General features: G+C 64.0%; 17 protein-coding genes and 2 tRNA genes. 10 read left to right on the forward strand and 9 right to left on the reverse strand.

The genetic code is table 11. The features are described from left to right. A partial coding sequence (locus JXA24_02995; protein MBN1282725.1) for a four helix bundle protein occupies window positions 1-328 on the forward strand: 328 nt, incomplete at its 5' end. Window positions 329-484: 156 nt separating this feature from the next. Here the strand turns inward: JXA24_02995 and JXA24_03000 are convergent. From JXA24_03000 to serC, 5 genes are all read right to left on the reverse strand, one after another. Continuing rightward, the gene (locus JXA24_03000) at window positions 485-1165 is read right to left on the reverse strand and encodes a two pore domain potassium channel family protein (GenBank protein ID MBN1282726.1); all 681 of its coding nucleotides are present in this window, start codon (window positions 1163-1165) and stop codon (window positions 485-487) included. Between the two features lie 7 nt (window positions 1166-1172). Beyond that, the gene (locus tag JXA24_03005; GenBank protein MBN1282727.1) at window positions 1173-3047 is read right to left on the reverse strand and encodes a protein kinase; all 1875 of its coding nucleotides are present in this window, start codon (window positions 3045-3047) and stop codon (window positions 1173-1175) included. A gap of 79 nt (window positions 3048-3126) precedes the next feature. Next, window positions 3127-4173, reverse strand: coding sequence for a hypothetical protein (locus JXA24_03010; GenBank protein ID MBN1282728.1), 1047 nt, complete (start codon window positions 4171-4173; stop codon window positions 3127-3129). Window positions 4174-4292: 119 nt separating this feature from the next. Then, window positions 4293-5261: a phosphoglycerate dehydrogenase gene (locus tag JXA24_03015; GenBank protein MBN1282729.1), complete on the reverse strand. Its 969-nt coding sequence runs from the start codon at window positions 5259-5261 to the stop codon at window positions 4293-4295. Then, a complete protein-coding gene (gene serC, locus JXA24_03020; GenBank protein MBN1282730.1) occupies window positions 5258-6331 on the reverse strand; it encodes a 3-phosphoserine/phosphohydroxythreonine transaminase in 1074 nt (357 codons plus the stop codon). The genes JXA24_03015 and serC overlap by 4 nt, the downstream gene beginning before the upstream one ends. A gap of 57 nt (window positions 6332-6388) precedes the next feature. On the opposite strand from serC, the gene JXA24_03025 reads away from it, so the two are divergent. The 5 genes from JXA24_03025 (at window position 6389) to JXA24_03045 (ending at window position 10735) form a co-directional block, all read left to right on the forward strand. Next, window positions 6389-7288 carry a DUF1015 domain-containing protein gene (locus JXA24_03025; protein MBN1282731.1) on the forward strand — a complete coding sequence of 300 codons (900 nt, stop codon included), beginning with the start codon at window positions 6389-6391 and terminating at the stop codon, window positions 7286-7288. Between the two features lie 8 nt (window positions 7289-7296). Further along, a complete protein-coding gene (locus JXA24_03030) occupies window positions 7297-7914 on the forward strand; it encodes a DUF1211 domain-containing protein (protein ID MBN1282732.1) in 618 nt (205 codons plus the stop codon). Between the two features lie 50 nt (window positions 7915-7964). After that, on the forward strand, window positions 7965-9467 hold the full coding sequence (malQ, locus tag JXA24_03035; protein MBN1282733.1) for a 4-alpha-glucanotransferase: 1503 nt from the start codon (window positions 7965-7967) through the stop codon (window positions 9465-9467). Between the two features lie 153 nt (window positions 9468-9620). Beyond that, window positions 9621-10067, forward strand: a complete 447-nt coding sequence (locus JXA24_03040; protein ID MBN1282734.1) for a hypothetical protein — start codon at window positions 9621-9623, stop codon at window positions 10065-10067. Between the two features lie 80 nt (window positions 10068-10147). Beyond that, a complete protein-coding gene (locus JXA24_03045) occupies window positions 10148-10735 on the forward strand; it encodes a biotin transporter BioY (GenBank protein ID MBN1282735.1) in 588 nt (195 codons plus the stop codon). Here JXA24_03045 and JXA24_03050 read toward each other — a convergent pair. The 4 genes from JXA24_03050 to JXA24_03065 all read right to left on the reverse strand — a co-directional run bounded on the left by JXA24_03050 (window position 10686) and on the right by JXA24_03065 (window position 14752). Beyond that, entirely contained in the window at window positions 10686-11810 is a 1125-nt protein-coding gene (locus tag JXA24_03050; GenBank protein ID MBN1282736.1) for a sodium ion-translocating decarboxylase subunit beta, read from the reverse strand. The genes JXA24_03045 and JXA24_03050 overlap by 50 nt on opposite strands. Before the next feature lie 191 nt (window positions 11811-12001). After that, complete coding sequence (oadA, locus tag JXA24_03055; GenBank protein MBN1282737.1) at window positions 12002-13774, reverse strand: sodium-extruding oxaloacetate decarboxylase subunit alpha; 1773 nt, start codon at window positions 13772-13774, stop codon at window positions 12002-12004. Next, window positions 13771-13995: an OadG family protein gene (locus JXA24_03060; protein MBN1282738.1), complete on the reverse strand. Its 225-nt coding sequence runs from the start codon at window positions 13993-13995 to the stop codon at window positions 13771-13773. The genes oadA and JXA24_03060 overlap by 4 nt, the downstream gene beginning before the upstream one ends. Window position 13996: 1 nt before the next feature. Continuing rightward, complete coding sequence (locus JXA24_03065) at window positions 13997-14752, reverse strand: biotin--[acetyl-CoA-carboxylase] ligase (GenBank protein ID MBN1282739.1); 756 nt, start codon at window positions 14750-14752, stop codon at window positions 13997-13999. A 176-nt stretch (window positions 14753-14928) separates the two neighbouring features. Here JXA24_03065 and JXA24_03070 point away from each other — a divergent pair, with 176 nt between their 5' ends. The 4 genes from JXA24_03070 to JXA24_03085 all read left to right on the forward strand — a co-directional run bounded on the left by JXA24_03070 (window position 14929) and on the right by JXA24_03085 (window position 17433). Next, complete coding sequence (locus JXA24_03070; protein MBN1282740.1) at window positions 14929-15456, forward strand: flavin reductase family protein; 528 nt, start codon at window positions 14929-14931, stop codon at window positions 15454-15456. Next, entirely contained in the window at window positions 15453-16682 is a 1230-nt protein-coding gene (locus JXA24_03075; GenBank protein MBN1282741.1) for a hypothetical protein, read from the forward strand. Before JXA24_03070 ends, JXA24_03075 begins: the two co-directional genes overlap by 4 nt. A gap of 202 nt (window positions 16683-16884) precedes the next feature. After that, a tRNA-Val gene (locus JXA24_03080) sits at window positions 16885-16956 on the forward strand. A 405-nt stretch (window positions 16957-17361) separates the two neighbouring features. Then, a tRNA-Arg gene (locus JXA24_03085) sits at window positions 17362-17433 on the forward strand. The last annotated feature ends 282 nt before the right edge of the window (window positions 17434-17715 follow it).

Here is a 17715-nt window from a genome sequence, read left to right on the forward strand (position 1 = left end):
AAAGCTGAATTGCTACAAGCAGTCGGTCGAAATGGCAGAGGACCTCAGCAAAGAGGTTGCCAAGTGGCCGCGAGGTTTCGGCTATCTCTCAGATCAGCTCAACCGAGCGATGGCCTCGATCACGCTCAACATCGCCGAGGGCAACGCAAAGTTTAGCCCAGCTGAGCGCCGCCGCTTCTTCAAGATCGCCCGGGCCAGCACCGCCGAGGTCGGGGCCTGTCTTGATCTCATGCGCGCCTTCAGGCTGCTTACGCCGGTTGAAGCAGTCGCCCTCAAATCGCGCCTGGACGCTATCAGCAAGATGCTCTGGGGGTTGATGAAGCGATGAATAATCGCTTCATCATCGCATTATCATCGTCTTTCCATCGCCTTACCATCGCCTCACCATCGCAGTTCAACTGCGAGCTCAGATCACAGATCCAGATTGAGAGAACGGACCTGCCTGCCGCAGGCAGGTCGCTCGCAATGACAACTCTGAATGGCATCAGGACCTCTTGGCACCTGACTGCGCCATGTGGAGGCCGACCAGGCGCGCGACCATGATGGCGAGGTATACGGGCCCGGTCATCCCCTCGATCACGGTGAGCATCTTCGTGAGGGGAAGGGTGGGGACGATGTCGCCGAAGCCGATCGTGGCCATGGTCACATAGCTGAAGTAGAGGAAGTCGCGCAGGTGCTCTATGGAGCCTGCGCCCGCGCCCTCGATGTTGAATGCAGCAGGGTCGATGACCGTGATCCCGGCGTAGATGAATGCGAACATCATCCCGATCATCACGTATATGCAGATGCTCCCCACGATCGTGTCCGCGGTGACCTGCTTCGAGCTGAAGACCGCTTTGATCATCGCCATGACGGCGATCAGCGCGAAGAGGGCGAAGCCGAAGGAACTCACGAGGTAGAGCAGGAAAAGAGGAGACTCTCCGAGGCTCGGATGATAGGCGAATCCGCCCGCCACAGTGGCCGAGAGTCCTGCGGCAGCCGCTATAAGCCTCAGGCCGCGCCTGGTTATGACCGATGCGATGACCCACCAGAATATGTCGAGCATGACCAGCGCGAACAGAACGTAAAAGAAGAAATACTCCTCCAGGAACGCGGTGAGCATTATGAGCACCGCCTGGGCCGCCAGGATCTGCCAGTAGGCGTTTATCTTGAGAAGCCTCTTCATGCCGATCTCACTCCGATATGTACGGGTGCGTGACCACGAGCTTCCACTCGGTGCCGTCGGAGCGCAGGGTGTCCCACGCCGCGACCTTGTACACCGTGGTCCTGTTGTCCGGCTCGAGGAACGAATAGTGGCCCACGCCCCACGGGTCCGCCTTTATCTTTTCTCCGAATTTGAGCAGCTCGGGGAAGCTCCGGTACATCTCGTCGGTGAAGAGGTAGAGGCCGACCTGTCTCGGGTCCTCGTCGTAGACCAGAAGCCCGTCCTCCTTCATGATCCAGACCTGGTACTCGCTCTCCCTCGGGTCGAACTGGAGCATGAACGGTATCGCCGTGTCGGGGAACATGAGGGCAACGAGCCCCCCGGCCATCGACCCTCCCTTCATCACAGGCACGCTCATCGAGAACGCCTTTCGCCCCGACGGAAGGGTGTGGACCCCCAGCTCCTCGCCGGCCGCCTCGGCCTCCCCCCTGAGGCCCCTCAGGTACGCGATCTCCTTTGTCGCCGCCTCCGCGGGGAGGGGGAGATCGCCGGGAAACGCGCCGATTGTCTCGCCCAGCGGCGAGATGAAGTAGAACGAGGCCGCCTCAGGATGCTGGCCCATCACCCTCTCGAGCGCGGAGCGGATGCCGGCGCGGTCGCCGCTTCCAGCGGCGGCCAGCCTCGACGCCGCCCCGTTCATGTTGTCCTCGAGCCTCTCGAAGTAGCGGTAGACCAGCTCCGACTTCTCCCTGGCCAGCTCCATGGAGGACTCGGAGAGATTGGTCACCTCGACCAGGGCGCCGACCGCCTTCTGTCTGGCCCTGTGCGCCTCCACCGCGAAGTTGAGCGAGAACGCGGCGCCCGCGACGATCGCCGCCACGACCGCGGCCGCGGCCATGATCGCTGCCCTGTTGCGGGAGACGAACCTGCGGAGGAGCTCGCCGGCAGAGTATGCGTACACGCTCACGAGCCTGCCGTCGCGGTAGGCGCGCAGCTCCCGGGCGAGCTCGGTCGCGTCAGCGAACCGCTCCGCCCTCTCCTTGGCCATCGCCTTGCGGCATATGGCGGCGAGCTCCGGCGGTATGCAGCGGCAGTGCTCGGCAGGGGAGGGCGACGGATCGGGCGACGCTATCGAAGAAAGAACCTGCCTCGTGTCGCCGAGATAGGGCCTGCGGCCGGCCAGCAGCATGAAGAGCATCACGCCGAGCGTGTAGACGTCGGTGCGCGCATCGACCGGCCCCGCGTCGCGAAGTATCTGCTCCGGCGCGAGGTAGGCGGGAGTGCCCACTATGGCCCCGTCCCTCGTGAGCTTGGCGTCCGCGTCGATCTCGGGGTCGCCGGAGATCTGGCCCGGCTCCTCCGCCTCGCGCTCGTCCACGCGCTTGGCCAGCCCCCAGTCCAGGATGATGGTCTCGCCGAACTCCCCGATCACTATGTTGGAGGGCTTGAGGTCGCGGTGCACGATGCCCCTGGAGTGGGCGTATCCCATGGCGTCGCAGACCGCTATCACGTTGTCGAGCAGGGCCATGCGCCTGGCGAACGACTCCTCCTCGCTCATGCCGACGCTGTCCTTGATGGCCTCGGCGAGCGTCCGGCCCTGCACGCGCTTCATCACGTAGTAGTAGGTGCCGTCCTCCCTGCGCGCTAGGGAATAGACCGGTATGATGCCGGGGTGCTGCAGCTGGCCCGCGAGACGGGCCTCCCGCACGAAGCGGGCGATCTTCTTCTCCCGGTTCTCCGCGAGCTTCCCGGGGATGATCTCCTTGATCGCCACCTCGCGCTCGAGGTTGCGCTCGAAACCCAAGAAGACCCGGCCGACGCCCCCCTGGCCGAGGAAGCTCTTCACCGAGAGGTTGTCCGTGAAAGAGGTCTCTTCAGGAGCCTTTTCCCGTTCCTCGGCCATTGGCTGTCCCCCGAAAAAAAGACGGCAGGCATCGCTGCCCGCCGTCTTTTATATATCGAACCGTCGAACTAGGCCAGGGTTAGTTGGAGGCCTGCTTGAGCACCGACCCCTTGCTCGCGCTGCCCGAGACCGGCGTCGCTATCGAGTAGGCGTCGAAGGCCTTTGATATCTCGACCGTGCCGGTCTTTTCGTCCTGCATGCCCACGCTGATGCCGCCGCCCGAGACCTCGCCGCGCGCGAAGGCGTCCAGCGTCATGCCCTCCGCGAGTCCGGCGTTTCTGCCGGCGTTCACGTAGAGCTCGCGGCCCTTGGCCTTGAAGACCTGGGCCTCCCAGGGTTCGCCGGACATCTTCTTGTCGATCCAGGAGACGCAGCTCTTGAGCGCCCTCGTGAACATCCTGTCGAAGGCCCTCTCCGGGTTCGAGGAGTCCTCCATCGTGTAATAGCTCACGCCGCTGACCCTCGTGAGCTTTGTGGTCGAGGCCTTTGCCGCCTTCTGGTCCAGGACCTGTCCGCTCTGCGGATCGAGCATGAGGCAGTTGACCTCGACCTTTATGGAGCTCGTCGAGAAGTCCGCCTGTCCGATGCCCGAGGGAGCGCCGAAGCTCTCCGCGGTGCTGAATATGCCGCCGGTGTCGAATCCGCTTCCGCCCTTGCTGGCCGTGAAGTTGAAGAGCCCCTGCGCCGAGACCGGCTCGTGGGCGTACTTGCCGCGGCTGCGCGCCGCATCCTTCTGCCACTTCTTCTGCATCTCCATCATCTCCGCCATGTAGCGCTGGGCCTCTGCGGCCGAGGTGGGAACCTTGACCGTCTCCGGCTCCTTCTCCTTCGCCGATCCCTCATCGTACTTGGGCAGCACCACCACGTACCGCCCGGTCTTCTCGAGCTCCGCCTTGGCCTTCTGGCGGAACATGTCGCCCACGCCGCCGGGGCCCACCGAGTCGAAGCCCATGTTCCCCATGTCCACGTTGCCGATCGCCACGACCTTCTTGAGACCGGCCTCGCCCTGGCCCTTCTTCCCGTGGGCAGGGCTCGTGGCTATGACCGCGGCCGCGAGAGCGATCGCGAATACCATCGTCGCGGCCATGTTCCTCCTGTTCATCCGCGTTTTGAGATGTCTCTTCATAATCCCTTCATTCCTCCCTGTGGGGGCGGGTTGATAGTCCATGGGACCTCCCTCTGGCAAGCTAAATCGTTGATGCAAAAAAGGCCCCAAAATCGAGGCCTTGATCGCTCTTTATCATCTCAGGCCCTTCGTTCAGGGACCTGGGGGTTGACCGCGTTCATCCGCGTCCCCTTCGTGAGGTAGCCCCCGACCGCCTCCGCCGCCTCCACGGCGACCGCGTCCTGGGCCTCGCGGGTCGATGCGCCCAGGTGCGGGGTGAGGATCGCGTTGTCCAGGCCGCGGAAGATCGTGTCCTCGTAAGGCTCCTTCGTGTAGACGTCCAGCGCCGCCCCCGCGATCGTGTTCGATCGGAGCGCCTCGGCCAGGTCGCGCTCGTTTATGATCCCGCCGCGCGCGCAGTTGACGACGTAAGCGGTCGGCTTCATCATGGCGAACTGCTTTGCCCCGATCAGGTTCCTGGTCTCGTCGGTGAGGGGCGTATGCACCGTGAGGTAGTCCGCTTCCTTGAGTATCCTCTCGAGGCCCGCCTTCTCGACGCCCAGCGACGCGTACGCGTCGTCGGTGAGATAGGGGTCCATGGCCAGGATTTTCATGTCGAACGCCTTTGCGCGGCGTGCGACCTCCTTGCCGATCCTGCCCATGCCGACGATGCCGAGCGTCTTGCGCGAGAGCTCGGTGCCCATGAACTTCTTCTTCTCCCAGACCCCCTCGGTCATGAGCTTCGCCGCCTGCGGCACGTGGCGCGCGAGGGAGAGCATCATGGTGAAGGTGAGCTCGCAGGTGGCGGTGGTGTTGCCCGCCGGCGTGTTCACGACGAGGATGCCCCGCTCGGTCGCCGCCTTGACGTCGATGTTGTCCACGCCCACGCCCGCGCGCGCCACGATCTTGAGCTTGCCCGCCCTCTCGATCACGTCGGAACCCACCTTGGAGGCGCTGCGGACGATGAGCCCGTCGAAGGCCGGTATGGCGTCGAGCAGCTCCTCGTGCGTGAGCTTCGGCCGGAAGTCGGTCTCGACGCCGGCGAACTTCGAGAGCCGCTCCACGCCCCGCTTGGAGAGGCCGTCCGTGCAGAGAACTTTGTATGTCATGCGTTCCTCCTGAATTCGTCCATGAAGCCGGTGAGCGCCTGGACCGCATCCTCGCTGACCGCGTTGTAGAGCGAGGCGCGTATGCCGCCCACGCTGCGGTGCCCCTTTATGCCTACGATCCCCTTCTCCTTCGCCCCAGCCACGAACTTGTCGGTGAGCTCCTGGCTGGGCAGCACGTAGGTCACGTTCATGCGCGAGCGGCTGGCCTTCTCGGTCGTGCCCTTGTAGAGGTCGCAGCGGTCGATCGCGTCGTAGAGCATCTCCGCCTTCTTCACGTTGCGGCGCTCGATCTCATCCACGCCGCCGATCGACTTCACCCAGCGCAGATAGAGCATCATCGTGTAGATGGAGAAGACGGGCGGAGTGTTGTAGAGCGACCCCTTCTCCGAGTGGGTCTTGTAGCGGAATATGACCGGCAGCTTGCGCGGGCTGCGCTCGAGAAGGTCCTTTCTGATCACGACGACCGTCACCCCCGCGGGCCCCAGGTTCTTCTGCGCGCCGGCGTACAGGAGGCCGAATTTAGAGATGTCCATGCGGCGAGAGAGGATATCGGAGGACATGTCGGCGACCAGGGGGACCTTGCCGGTGTCCGGGTACTCGTAGTACTCGGTGCCGAAGATCGTGTTGTTCGTGGTTATGTGCACGTAGCTCGCGTCGGGGCCGGGCTTTATCTCGGAGGCCCTGGGGACCCTCGTGAAGTTCTCCCCCTCGGAGGTGAATATCACCTTGGGCTCGCCCACGATCTGCGCCTCCTTGAGCGCCTGCTTCGACCAGTGGCCTGTGATGGCGTAGTCGGCGGTGCGGTCCATGAGGTTCATGGGCACCACGGCGAACTGCTGCGCCGCGCCCCCCTGCAGGAGCAGGATGTCGTGGGTTTCGGGAACACCCATGAGTTCGGCGAGCAGGGCCCTGGCCTCGTCGATCACCGCCTGGAACTCCTTGGACCGGTGGCTGATCTCCAGGATCGACATGCCGCCGAAATCCATGAACCCGTCCTTCATCCAGTTTAAGACCTCCAGCGGCATGGCCGCCGGCCCTGCGTTGAAATTGTAGACCCGTTTCATTGACATAAGCCTCCCTCTCCTGTTAGTGCGGCTTGCCGGGCAAACTAATTTAGAGGAGGCGTTATGTCAAAAATTATTCCCTTCGAGGCGCTCATCCCCCGCAAGGACCTTGCGGACAGGGTCGTGTGCCCCCCCTACGACGTGATCGACAGCGACGAGGCGCGTAAGCTCGCGAAAGGAAACCCCTATTCCATGCTCCACGTCACCAAGCCGGAGATAGACCTTCCCGATGAGACAATGGAGGACGACGACCGCATCTATGCCAAGGGCATCGAAAACCTGCAGCGGTTCGTCGAGGACGGTACGCTCATCCGGGACAGGGCCTCGATCTACGTCTACAGGCTCGCCATGGGCGAGATCGTCCAGACCGGCGTGGTCTGCGGCGTGTCGGCCGACGAGTACGAGAGGGGGCTGATCAAGAAGCACGAGAAGACCCGCGAGCCCAAGGTCGTGGACCGCACCAGGCTCGCCTGCGCGCTCCACACGCACGCCGAGCCGGTGATACTCGTGCACAGGGCCGACGAGGGGATACGCGCGCTGCTCGCGAAGGAGGCGGGGGATGAGCCGCTCTTCGACGTGAAATACCAGGGCGTGCGCCACACGCTCTGGCGCGCGAACGACCCGCAGGGGATCGTGGCCGCGTTCTCGCGCCTGCCGGCCCTCTACATAGCGGACGGCCACCACCGCAGCGAGACCGGCTGCCGCACCATGCAGTGGATGAGGCGCGACAACCCGGGGCACACCGGCGGGGAGGCGTATAATTTCTTCCCGGCCGCGGTCTTCCCCGACGACGAGGTGAGGGTGTTCCGCTACGAGTGGGACGGGCCGGCCGACAAGAGGCCGCTGGCCGACGTCACCATGGCCGACATCATGAAGCTCTCGGACCAGAACGGGATAATGCCGCCCAAGTCCACGTGGTTCGCGCCCAAGCTCATAAGCGGGTTATTCCTCTACACGTTCTGAGGTGAAGAATGGGAGACACGAGTGAAAGGTCGCTCAAGCTCACCCTGTCCACATCGCGCATCGAGGCGCTGACCGACGGCGTCTTCGCCATAGCGATGACCCTGCTCGTTCTCAACTTCGACATCACCGAGCCGAGGGATGCCATATCTCACGAGAGGCTCTGGGGGGCGCTCAGATCGCTCTGGCCGCACTTCAATCACTACGTGCAGAGCTTCATCATACTCGCGGTCTTCTGGACCAAGAACCACCAGCAGTTCCACTTCATCAGGCGCTCCGACCGCGGGCTCCTCTGGATAAACATGGGCGGCCTGCTCTTCGTCTGCCTGATACCTTTCTCCACATCTCTCATGGGCGATTACGGAAACGTGAGGATCGCGGCCCTGATATTCGAGGCCAACATGCTGGCAGCGGGCCTGATCTACTGGTTCCACTGGAGGTACGCGACAAAGGGACACAGGCTTGTCGACAGGGAGATCGATCCCGCGATCGTGAGGGCCTACAATCGTTATACGCTGGTGGTCCCGACCATCGCGGCAATCGCCCTGATGCTGTCCTTTTTTCACCCGCGATGGGGGACCAACATCTTCTTCCTGACGCCGCTGGTCATGGCCTATATCAGGAGATGAGTCGTTCGGGCCTCGACTGCGCCCGTCGATTCATATATAGGGAACTTCATATGACGAACCGTTCGAGCGGCGTGCTCCTCCACATAACCTCGCTCCCTTCGATCTTCGGCGTGGGCGACCTGGGCCCTGCGGCCTACGGGTTCGTCGACTTCCTGGAGAGGACCGGCCAGCGCTTCTGGCAGGTGCTCCCGCTCAACCCCACCGATCCGATCTGCGCAAACTCCCCCTACAGCAGCGCCTCCGCCTTCGCCGGCAACGCGTGCATGGTGAGCCCCGAGATGCTGGTCAAGGAAGGCCTGCTTTCGGAGTCGGACTTGGCTGAGAGGCCCCGGTTCAGGGAGGGTGTTAGCGAGTACGAGAGGGCGGGGGAATACAAGGGGAGTCTCCTGTGCAGGGCCTATGAGAGCTTCAGGGCAGGCGGCAGGCGCGTCTACGAGTTCGAGAAGTTCTGCGCGGAGCATGCGTCGTGGCTGGACGACTACGCGCTCTTCATCGTGATCAAGCGCAGGATGGAGGGCAGGGCATGGAGCGACTGGCCGGCGGAGCTGCGCGACCGCGAGCCCGCGTGCCTCGCCGCGGCCCGCGAGGAGCTTGCGGTCGAGGTCGACAGGGAGCGCTTCTTGCAGTTCCTCTTCCAAAGGCAGTACTCGGCGCTCAAGGAATACTGCGGGACGAAGGGCGTGAAGGTCATCGGCGACATCCCCATCTACGTGAACTACGACAGCGCCGACGTGTGGAGCCACCCGGTTTTCTTCAAGCTGGACCGCGACAAGAGGCCGGCGGCGGTTGCGGGCGTGCCGCCCGACTACTTTTCCAAGACCGGCCAGCTGTGGGGCAACCCGGTCTACAACTGGGACATGCTCGAGCAGACCGGCTTCGACTGGTGGGTGAAGAGGATGTCCCACAACCTCAAGCTCTTCGACGTGGCGCGCATCGACCACTTCAGGGGGCTGGTCGCGTACTGGGAGGTGCCGGCGAGTCACCAGACCGCGGTCGGCGGCAGGTGGGTCGAGGTCCCGACCGACGAATTCTTCGGCATGCTGAAGAAGCGCTTCCACGAGCTGCCGATCCTGGCCGAGGACCTGGGGCTCATCACCCCGGACGTGAAGGCCGCGATGAACAGGCTCGGTTTCCCCGGCATGAAGGTCCTGCTGTTCGCCTTCAACGAGGACAACCCGGAGCACCCGTATCTGCCCCACAACTACGAGCGCAACTGCGTGGTCTACACCGGCACGCACGACAACAACACCTCAAGGGGGTGGTTCGCCGGCGAGGCGCAGCCGGAGGAGAGGAAGCGCTTCGAGGCCTACGCTGGCCGCAAGGTCTCCGAGGCGGCGGTCAGCGGCGAGATGATCAGGCTCGCGATGATGTCCGTGGCGGACACCGTGATAATCCCGATGCAGGACGTGCTTGGGCTGGGCGCCGAGTGCCGCATGAACCAGCCCGCGACCGTGGACGGCAACTGGCGCTGGAGGCTCACTGCGGGGCAGCTGACCGATGAGACGGCAGATTACCTTGCCCGGATCACAAAGATCTACGGCCGTGCCGTATAACAGATCGGCAAAATTCAAACCGTTGTAATCCTTGGCCAATATCTTCCCTCATCCCCCGTTTTCGAACCGCTTCAAATAAAAAAATAAAAGACTATAGAAACAGGATAGTTGGGTGTGTTAATATAAAGTCCCTTATTAAGGAGTTATGCGAATATGAAGATCACCGGGAACGGTTTTGATTATACCTATTTCCTGCGCGACACCTGGAACAGGTGGGCCAGACTCGTGGTGGATAGAAACGAGAACCTGAGGCCCGGTGAGCGCGCGAGGCTCAAAGCAGCCCTGGGTTTCCCCGACACCTTCGAGAACGGCATCAGCGAGTATCTGCTCTACAAGGCCCTGCGCAGCAGCGACAGCGCCATGGCCCGAGGCAAGGCTGAGGAGCTCGCCTTCACATCCAGGCGATTCGCAAGGATGGAGCAGTTCCTCGCGGCGCGCGAGGCGAGGGATGAGATGCACAACGTGATCCCGCTCGTGCGGCAGGTCTCGAGACCGCGGCCTGCCTTCGATCCGCTGATCGCCTCGGGGTTCGGGGTCTTCTTCGGGATGCAGCCGCCTCCGGTGGCCGCCATCTTCAGGCCGGCCGCGGCGATGCCCTAGTCGGAGGCATCGCTTCCACGCCTTGACAAAGAGCTCGCCATAATCTGAACTCCGCACTCCTATCGCATCGGAGGTCCGTCTTGCTGAACAGCCCTGCACTCGCATCCGCAATCCCGAGGGACGCCCTCGTCAGGTCAACGCTCTCGCTGGCCTGCGCGGTACTGGTCGGCTTCTCCGCGCTCGTCAGGTTCCCGGTGCCGGGATCCCCCGTCCCCGCCACCCTGCAGACCTTCGCGCTGCTCGCGTGCGCGGGCATGCTCGGGTGGCGATACGCGTTGCAGATGGCAGGCTGGTATCTGGCGCTCGGCCTCGCCGGGGCCCCGTTCTTCGCAGGCGCGGGCCTGGGCGTTACCGGGGGGTATCTTGCGGGGTTCGTCGCCGCTGCCGCAGTCGCCGGATTCGCCGGGCGTCGCACGCTCGGAATCGCGGCCAGGTGCGCGCTCTTCATCGCAGCGGCGCTGGCGATCTACGCGCCGGGGCTGATCTGGCTCAAGGCGGCGACCGGCGCTGGCTGGGGCGCGGCCCTCGCAATGGGTCTCTATCCGTTCATTTTCGCCGATGTCGTGAAGGCGGTCGCCGCAGCCCTCGCGGTCCACGCGAGCGTGCGCTGGTACGGACCTAACGGAAGATCGCGAGCAGGACTCCCGCCGCCACCGCGGTGCCTATGACCCCCGCCACGTTCGGCCCCATCGCGTGCATGAGCAGGTAGTTGTTCGGGTTCTCGCGCTGGCCCTCGACCGCGGCGACACGCGCGGCCATTGGGACCGCGGACACCCCCGCAGCCCCGATGAGCGGGTTCACCTTGCCCCCGGTGAGGCGGTACATGAGCTTGCCCAGCATCACCCCCGCGGCGGTCGATATCCCGAAGGCGAAGAGCCCGAGCGCGATGATGCCCAGGGTCTCGACCCGCAGGAACTTCTCGGCGGAGAGCTTGGTCGCTATCCCCAGCCCCAGCACGATGGTGACGATGTTGATGAGCTCGTTCTGCGCGGTCTTGGACAGCCTCTCAACCACGCCCGACTCGCGCATGAGGTTTCCCAGGGCGAGCATCCCGATCAGCGGCGCCGCGGTCGGCAGAAAGAGTATGCAGAGGAGCAGAAGCGCGAGGGGGAAGATGATCCTCTCCATCTTCGAGACCGGCCTGAGCTGCTCCATCACCGTGCGCCGCTCCTCCCTCGTGGTGAGCGCCCTCATGATGGGCGGCTGTATCAGCGGCACGAGCGCCATGTAGGAGTAGGCGGCCACCGCGATCGCCCCCATGAGGTTGGGCGACAGCTGGCTCGATAGGAATATGGATGTCGGGCCGTCCGCGCCGCCTATTATGCCGATCGAGCAGGCGTCGCGCAGCGTGAAGGCGAACCCCGCGAACCTCGTGAGCAGCAGCGCGCCGAGCACCGTTGCGAACACGCCGAACTGCGCTGCGGCGCCCAGCAGCGCGGTCTTGGGGTTCGCGATCAGCGGGCCGAAGTCGGTCAGCGCGCCGATGCCCATGAAGATGAGCAGGGGGCAGACCTCGGTGGCGATGCCGATGTCGAAGAAGTACTTGAGCAACCCCCCCTCCTGCGCGATGCCGCCCATGGGTATGTTGGTGAGGATCGCGCCGAAGCCTATGGGCACGAGCAGGAGCGGCTCGAACCTCTTCACTATCGCGAGGTATAGAAGGATCCCGCCTATGACTATCATCACGAGCTTCATCCATCCGGCCGCGGTTTCGTAGTCCTCGTCGACGTGCGGCAGCAGCATCGTGGCCGGCTCAGGGTCGCCGCTTCTGCGGTATATGAACTGGTAGATGCCGGTGGTGCGGGCGAGGCTCCCTATCAGCTGTCCGAAGCCGGCCAGCCTCTCTCCGGGGGACCTTGCGCCCTGGGCGTGCGCCGGTGGCGCGAACGCCGCGAGGATGAACGCCGCGAACACAGCTGCGAGGATCGTCTTTTTCATTCTCTCCCCTGTCTCCTGAGCGCGTAGAGCGGCTGGCCCTGCGCGAACTCGACCCCCTCGCTCACGAAGTGGCGGTGCACCGAGCCCGATTCGGAGGCCTTGATCTCGGTCTCCATCTTCATCGCCTCGATGACCATCACCGTCTCGCCCGCCTCGACGCGGCTCCCCGGCTGCCTCACGATCCTCAGCACGCGGCCCGCGAGCGGCGCGCTCACCACCTCCACGCCCTGCTCCTGCGGGACCCCCTCGGTCTGCAGATGGGTCTTCGCGATCCTCATCTCCGATGGGCCGATCGACTCGCCGTCGTGGACCGCCACGTTGTAGGGGACGCCGTCCACGACCACGGTGTACATGGCGGACGAGGCGGCCCTCGCCTCGGGCCCCGCGGAGGGGTTCGTCGCGTCGCTTTTCTCCTCGGCGGGCGCGACCCCCTTCTCCCGCGCCTCGAAGAATCCCGGGGCCACCTTGGGGAAGAGGGCGTAGGTGAGCACGTCCTCCAGCGATTTTGCCTTGGGGCCGATCTCTTTCTTGAGCCTCTCAAGCTCGGGCTCGATGAGGTCCGCGGGCCTCGCCTCTATAGGCTCCTCTCGGCCCAGCGCCTTGCGCTGTATCTCCCGGTCCACGGGCGCGGGGGTCCGGCCGTAGCGGCCGGCGAGGAGCGCCTTTGTCTCCGCGGTGATCGTGGCGTAGCGCTCGCCCTGCAGGACGTTGAGCACCGCCTGGGTGCCCACTATCTGCGAGGTGGGGGTGACCAGCGGCGGGTAGCCCAGCTCCTTTCTCACCTTCGGTATCTCGCGCATCACCTCGTCGATCTTGTCCAGGGCCTTCTGCTGCCTGAGCTGGCTCTCCAGGTTGGAGAGCATGCCGCCCGGTATCTGGCTCGTGAGTATGCGGGCGTCCGCCGACGCGAAGGAGCTCTCGAACTCCGAGTAGTTCTGCCTGATGCCGCGGAAGTGCTCCGCTATCTCGGCGAGAAGGTCGAGGTTGAGGCCGGTGTCGTACGGCGTGCGCGAGAGCATGGCGACGATGGTCTCGGTGGGGGGATGGGAAGTCCCGAGCGAGAGCGACGATATGGCGGTGTCCACCATGTCGCAGCCCGCCTCTATCGCCTTGACGAGCGTGGTCGTGGCCATGCCGGTGGTCGCGTGGCTGTGCACCGAGACTGGGATGCGCACGTTCGCCTTCATCCCGGCCACGAGGTTGAATCCTTCGGTCGGGGAGAGCAGCCCCGCCATGTCCTTTATGCAGATCGAGTCGCACCCCATTCCCTCTAGGGAGATCGCGTTCTCGATGAAGCCTTCGTTCGTGTGGAACGGGCTGACGGTGTACGATATGGTCCCCTGCGCGTGCTTGCCGGCCGCCTTCACCGCGGTGACCGCGCGCTCGAGGTTGCGCACGTCGTTGAGCGCGTCGAAGACCCTGAAGATGTCGACGCCGTTGGCCGCCGCTCTCTCGACGAAGGCGTCGACCACGTCGTCGGCGTAATTGCGGTAGCCCAGCAGGTTCTGGCCGCGGAGCAGCATCTGCAGCCTGGTGTTCGGCATCGCCTTCCTGAGCTCGCGGATCCGCTCCCACGGGTCCTCGCGCAGGAACCTGATGCAGGAGTCGAAGGTGGCCCCGCCCCAGCACTCGATCGACCAGTAGCCGACCGAGTCGAGTTTCTTGGCGATCGCGAGCATGTCGCGGGTGCGCATGCGCGTGGCCAGGAGCGACTGGTGCGCGTCGCGCAGCACGACCTCCGTTATGCCGATCCTGCGGTGCTCTGTCATTGCCCCTTCCTTTCGCCGCGGAACCTCGCTACGGCGGCAGAGATGGCCGCTGCGACCGCCCCTGCGCCCGGGGACCGCTGCTCGCCCGGCGCGGCCGGCCTGTCCCAGCCCCCCGCCTTTATGATCCATGTGGTGAGCGCGGTCGCACCGACCAGCATCGCGAGGATCAGAAAAACCACCCCCATGCCTATGACCATTATCTGAAGCCCGTCGCGGATCATCTCAGGTCCTTTCCGGCCCGCAGGCCAGGCGGATCACCTCTCCGGATGAGTGGGAGCTCACGCGCCCCGGCCCCTCCTCGATGATTATGGATCCGTCCTCGGAGAACCCCCTGACGACTCCCTCCACGATCCTCGAGCCCAGGTCAAGGGCCACCCTCTCGCCTGTCAGGCAGCATCGCCCCTGCCACTCCTTCGCCACCGCCGCGGCGCCTCCCGCCCTGAGGGAGTCGTAGAGCGCGCCGAAGCGCGAAAGCAAAGGCTGCATGAGCTCCATGGGTTCGCGGGGCCTCCCGGTCTCGATGAGCAGCGATGTGGCCGGCCGTTCGATGTGTGCCAGGGCCGCCCTGTCCTGGTTCACGTTGATCCCGGCGCTCACCACCACGAAGTCGAGCCTTTCGCCGGTGACGCTCGCCTCCGCGAGCACCCCCGCTATCTTGGCTTTGCCCGCCATCACGTCGTTCGGCCAGCGTATGTAGGCGGGGACGCCCGCATCCTCGAGCGCCGCTGAGATCGAGGCGGCGAGCATGTGCCCCGTGAGCGGGGCGGTCGCCGGGGGGAATCCGGGCTTGAGCACGATGGAGAAGAGCAGGGACGAATCGATGGGCGCAGACCAGACCCTCCCGCGCCTGCCCCGTCCCTCTCGCTGGAAATCGGCGGTCACGATCATCCGGTCCGGGAGCTCCGCCCCCCTGGACATGGCGTAGGAGTGGGTGGAGCCGATCTCCCTGAAATGGATCCTCTCGTGAAATCGGTGCATAGGGGAGAGGCGATCTATCATCCAACTGCGCACATGACAAGGGTTTTTGAGCACGGGCACGCGGGCGTTGCACTTATCGCCGCCATGCGTACACTCTGCCGCTCAAAGGGGGAGGGGAAATGGGCGAGAAGAAGATCGCGACCGGCAAAGAGGGGGTCATCTACTGCGCGCCGGCCATGCCGGTGCTCATCGTGGGGGCGAACGTCTACAAAAAGCCCAACTTCATCACCGTGGCCTGGAGCGGGGTGGCCTGCGGCGACCCCCCGATGATCGCGGTGGCGATCAGGCACAGCCGCTACACCCTCATCGGCATGAGGCAGAACAGGACCTTCTCGCTCAACGTGCCGACCGAGTCGATCGTGAAGGAGACCGATTTCTGCGGCATGGCCTCCGGCGCGAAGGTGGACAAGGCGGCGAAGTGCGGCTTCGAGGTCTTCTACGGGAAGCTCGGCACGGCGCCGATGATCGCGCAGTGCCCCGCAAGCGTGGAGTGCAGCGTGCACAAGACGGAGAACCTGGGGAGCCACGTGCTGGTCATCGGGAAGATGGAGGAGGGGCACGTCTCGGAGTCGTGCCTCACCGCCGGCAGGCCCGACATCGACAAGATGAAGACCTTCGTCTACACAGTCTCGCCGGAGAAGCTCTATCGCTCGGTGGGGGCCGCGATCGCGCAGGCGTTCAGCGCGGGCAGGGAGATAGGTTGAGGTTCTACGCGGACATCCACGTGCACTCGAAATACTCGCGCGCGACCGCGCGCAACTGCGATCTCGAAAACCTGGCCCTCTGGGCCGGCAGGAAGGGGATCGCGGTGGTGGGCACGGGCGACTTCACGCATCCGGCGTGGTTTGGAGAAATCAGGCGGAAGCTCTCAGGCGACGGGAGCGGGCTCTTCACCTTGCGCGGCGACGACTCCGGTGTGAGGTTCATCCTCTCGGTGGAGATCTCGACCATCTACAAGAAGGGCGATGCGGTGAGAAAGGTCCACCACGTGATCTGCGTGCCTTCGTTCGAGGCTGCGGAGAAGATATCCCGGGCCTTGGGGAGGATAGGGAACATCTCGTCCGACGGCAGGCCGATCCTGGGGCTCGACTCTCGCGACCTGCTCGAGATCGTGCTGGAGAGCGATCCCGGGTCGTTCCTCGTCCCGGCCCACATCTGGACGCCGTGGTTCTCGGCCCTGGGATCGAAGTCGGGCTTCGACTCCATAGACGAGTGCTACGCCGATCTTGCGGGCCACATATTCGCCGTGGAGACCGGGCTGTCGTCGGACCCTGCGATGAATTGGCGCGTCTCTTCTCTCGACAGGTTCAGGCTCGTCTCGAACTCCGATGCGCACTCGCCGCAGAAGCTGGGCCGGGAGGCCTCGATCTTCGACTGCGAGTCCTCCTACGGCGGGATCATGCGCGCCCTGAAGGAGGGGGAGGGCTACGTCGGCGCGGTCGAGTTCTTCCCCGAGGAGGGGAAGTACCACGCGGACGGCCACAGAGGATGCGGGGTCAGGCTCACCCCCGCGGAGACAAGGCGCCTGAAAGGCATCTGTCCCGTGTGCTCGCGGCCGCTCACCGTGGGGGTCCTGCACAGGGTGGAGGAGCTCGCGGACAGGCCGGCGGGTTCGCAGCCTCCCGCCACCGCAGGCGAGGTGAAAAGCCTAGTCCCGCTCTGCGAGATCGTCTCCGAGATCATGGGGCGGGGGCCGGCCACCAAGGGCGTCCTGGCGCGCTGCGAAACGCTGCTTGAGAAACTGGGGAGCGAGCTGGCGATACTGACCGAGGTCCCGACGGAGGAGATCGGCCGCGAGTGGCCGCCGCTGGCCGAGGCAATGGCGAGGCTCCGCAGGGGTGAGGTCTTCCGCGAGGCGGGATACGACGGGGAGTACGGGACGATCAGGCTGTTCGGTGAAGGGGAGCTTGCGCAGGGCGATCGCCTTTAGATGTCTAATCGTATGAATTATTTGGCTATTTTGCCCTTGTAATTAAACAGGCGTTGGGCTAGGTTCCCGCCCCACTTTTGATTTCGGGCGTTTAGCCCCGGCGCCCGCATGATTTTTGCAGCGCAAAAATCATCTGCGACGTCGAGGACCCCGAGCGCAGCGAAAGGCCTCTATTTGACAAATGAATCCTTCGCCGCCGAGAGGGCGTTTAGCTCAGCGGGAGAGCACTGTCTTCACACGGCAGGGGTCACAGGTTCAAATCCTGTAACGCCCACTGAGCGGCGAAGGATTCATTTGAAATTTACAGCATGGGTCACAGGTTGACGCCGACGTTGAGCAGCGGGCATGGAAATGCACGCGGCGATTATACGCAGCCGTTGAACAGCGGCTGCGAAGTGTGCAGACGCTGTGATTACGGATGCGGATCCCGCTTTTGGTTTATGGGACGGCGGCGGCTCCACGGAGTACGAGCCGATGACCTTGGTTCATATCGGCGAGTGCTTACGGAGTGGGCAAATCCTGTAACGCCCACAGGGGGCGCAAAAATCATTGGTAGATTGAAAACGGTGGGTCGCAGGTCCCGACGTCCGCATGATTTTTTTGCAGAAAAAATCATCTGCGGCGTCGAGGACCCTGAGCGCAGCGAAGGGTCTCAAGAATCGGTTTGTATTGACAACAAGCCCCCGTAGCTCAGTGGATAGAGCGCCAGCCTCCGGAGCTGGGTGCGTAGGTTCGATTCCTACCGGGGGCGCAGAGAATCCGCGGTTTGACAAACAGTCTTTTCGCCAAATCCCGATGTGGGGTTGGTGGGGCACTAGCTCAGCCCCGGCGCCCGCATGATTTTTGCAGCGCAAAAATCATCTGCGGCGCCGAGGGTCCTCGGTTCGGCCCGTATTTTCCTTCGGAAAATGACGCCGAACCGGGACTGGGACCTGCCTGCCGGCAGGCAGGGAGCACCACGTTGTCACGTTGTTCTGACGATTAAGGTTGCTTGTATCCCCGCTTAGCGGGGATACTCGATTATAGCTTTTGT

This window comes from Pseudomonadota bacterium, assembly GCA_016927275.1.
GTDB lineage: Bacteria > UBA10199 > UBA10199 > 2-02-FULL-44-16 > JAAZCA01 > JAFGMW01.

Coding starts and splice junctions, on each gene's coding strand:
- JXA24_03000 (MBN1282726.1), bottom strand. CDS start 1,165: ATGAAGAGGCTTCTCAAGATAAACGCCTACTGGCAGATCCTGGCGGCC.
- JXA24_03005 (MBN1282727.1), bottom strand. CDS start 3,047: ATGGCCGAGGAACGGGAAAAGGCTCCTGAAGAGACCTCTTTCACGGAC.
- JXA24_03010 (MBN1282728.1), bottom strand. CDS start 4,173: ATGAAGAGACATCTCAAAACGCGGATGAACAGGAGGAACATGGCCGCG.
- JXA24_03015 (MBN1282729.1), bottom strand. CDS start 5,261: ATGACATACAAAGTTCTCTGCACGGACGGCCTCTCCAAGCGGGGCGTG.
- serC (MBN1282730.1), bottom strand. CDS start 6,331: ATGTCAATGAAACGGGTCTACAATTTCAACGCAGGGCCGGCGGCCATG.
- JXA24_03025 (MBN1282731.1), top strand. CDS start 6,389: ATGTCAAAAATTATTCCCTTCGAGGCGCTCATCCCCCGCAAGGACCTT.
- JXA24_03030 (MBN1282732.1), top strand. CDS start 7,297: ATGGGAGACACGAGTGAAAGGTCGCTCAAGCTCACCCTGTCCACATCG.
- malQ (MBN1282733.1), top strand. CDS start 7,965: ATGACGAACCGTTCGAGCGGCGTGCTCCTCCACATAACCTCGCTCCCT.
- JXA24_03040 (MBN1282734.1), top strand. CDS start 9,621: ATGAAGATCACCGGGAACGGTTTTGATTATACCTATTTCCTGCGCGAC.
- JXA24_03050 (MBN1282736.1), bottom strand. CDS start 11,810: ATGCTGCTGCCGCACGTCGACGAGGACTACGAAACCGCGGCCGGATGG.
- oadA (MBN1282737.1), bottom strand. CDS start 13,774: ATGACAGAGCACCGCAGGATCGGCATAACGGAGGTCGTGCTGCGCGAC.
- JXA24_03060 (MBN1282738.1), bottom strand. CDS start 13,995: ATGATCCGCGACGGGCTTCAGATAATGGTCATAGGCATGGGGGTGGTT.
- JXA24_03065 (MBN1282739.1), bottom strand. CDS start 14,752: ATGCACCGATTTCACGAGAGGATCCATTTCAGGGAGATCGGCTCCACC.
- JXA24_03070 (MBN1282740.1), top strand. CDS start 14,929: ATGCCGGTGCTCATCGTGGGGGCGAACGTCTACAAAAAGCCCAACTTC.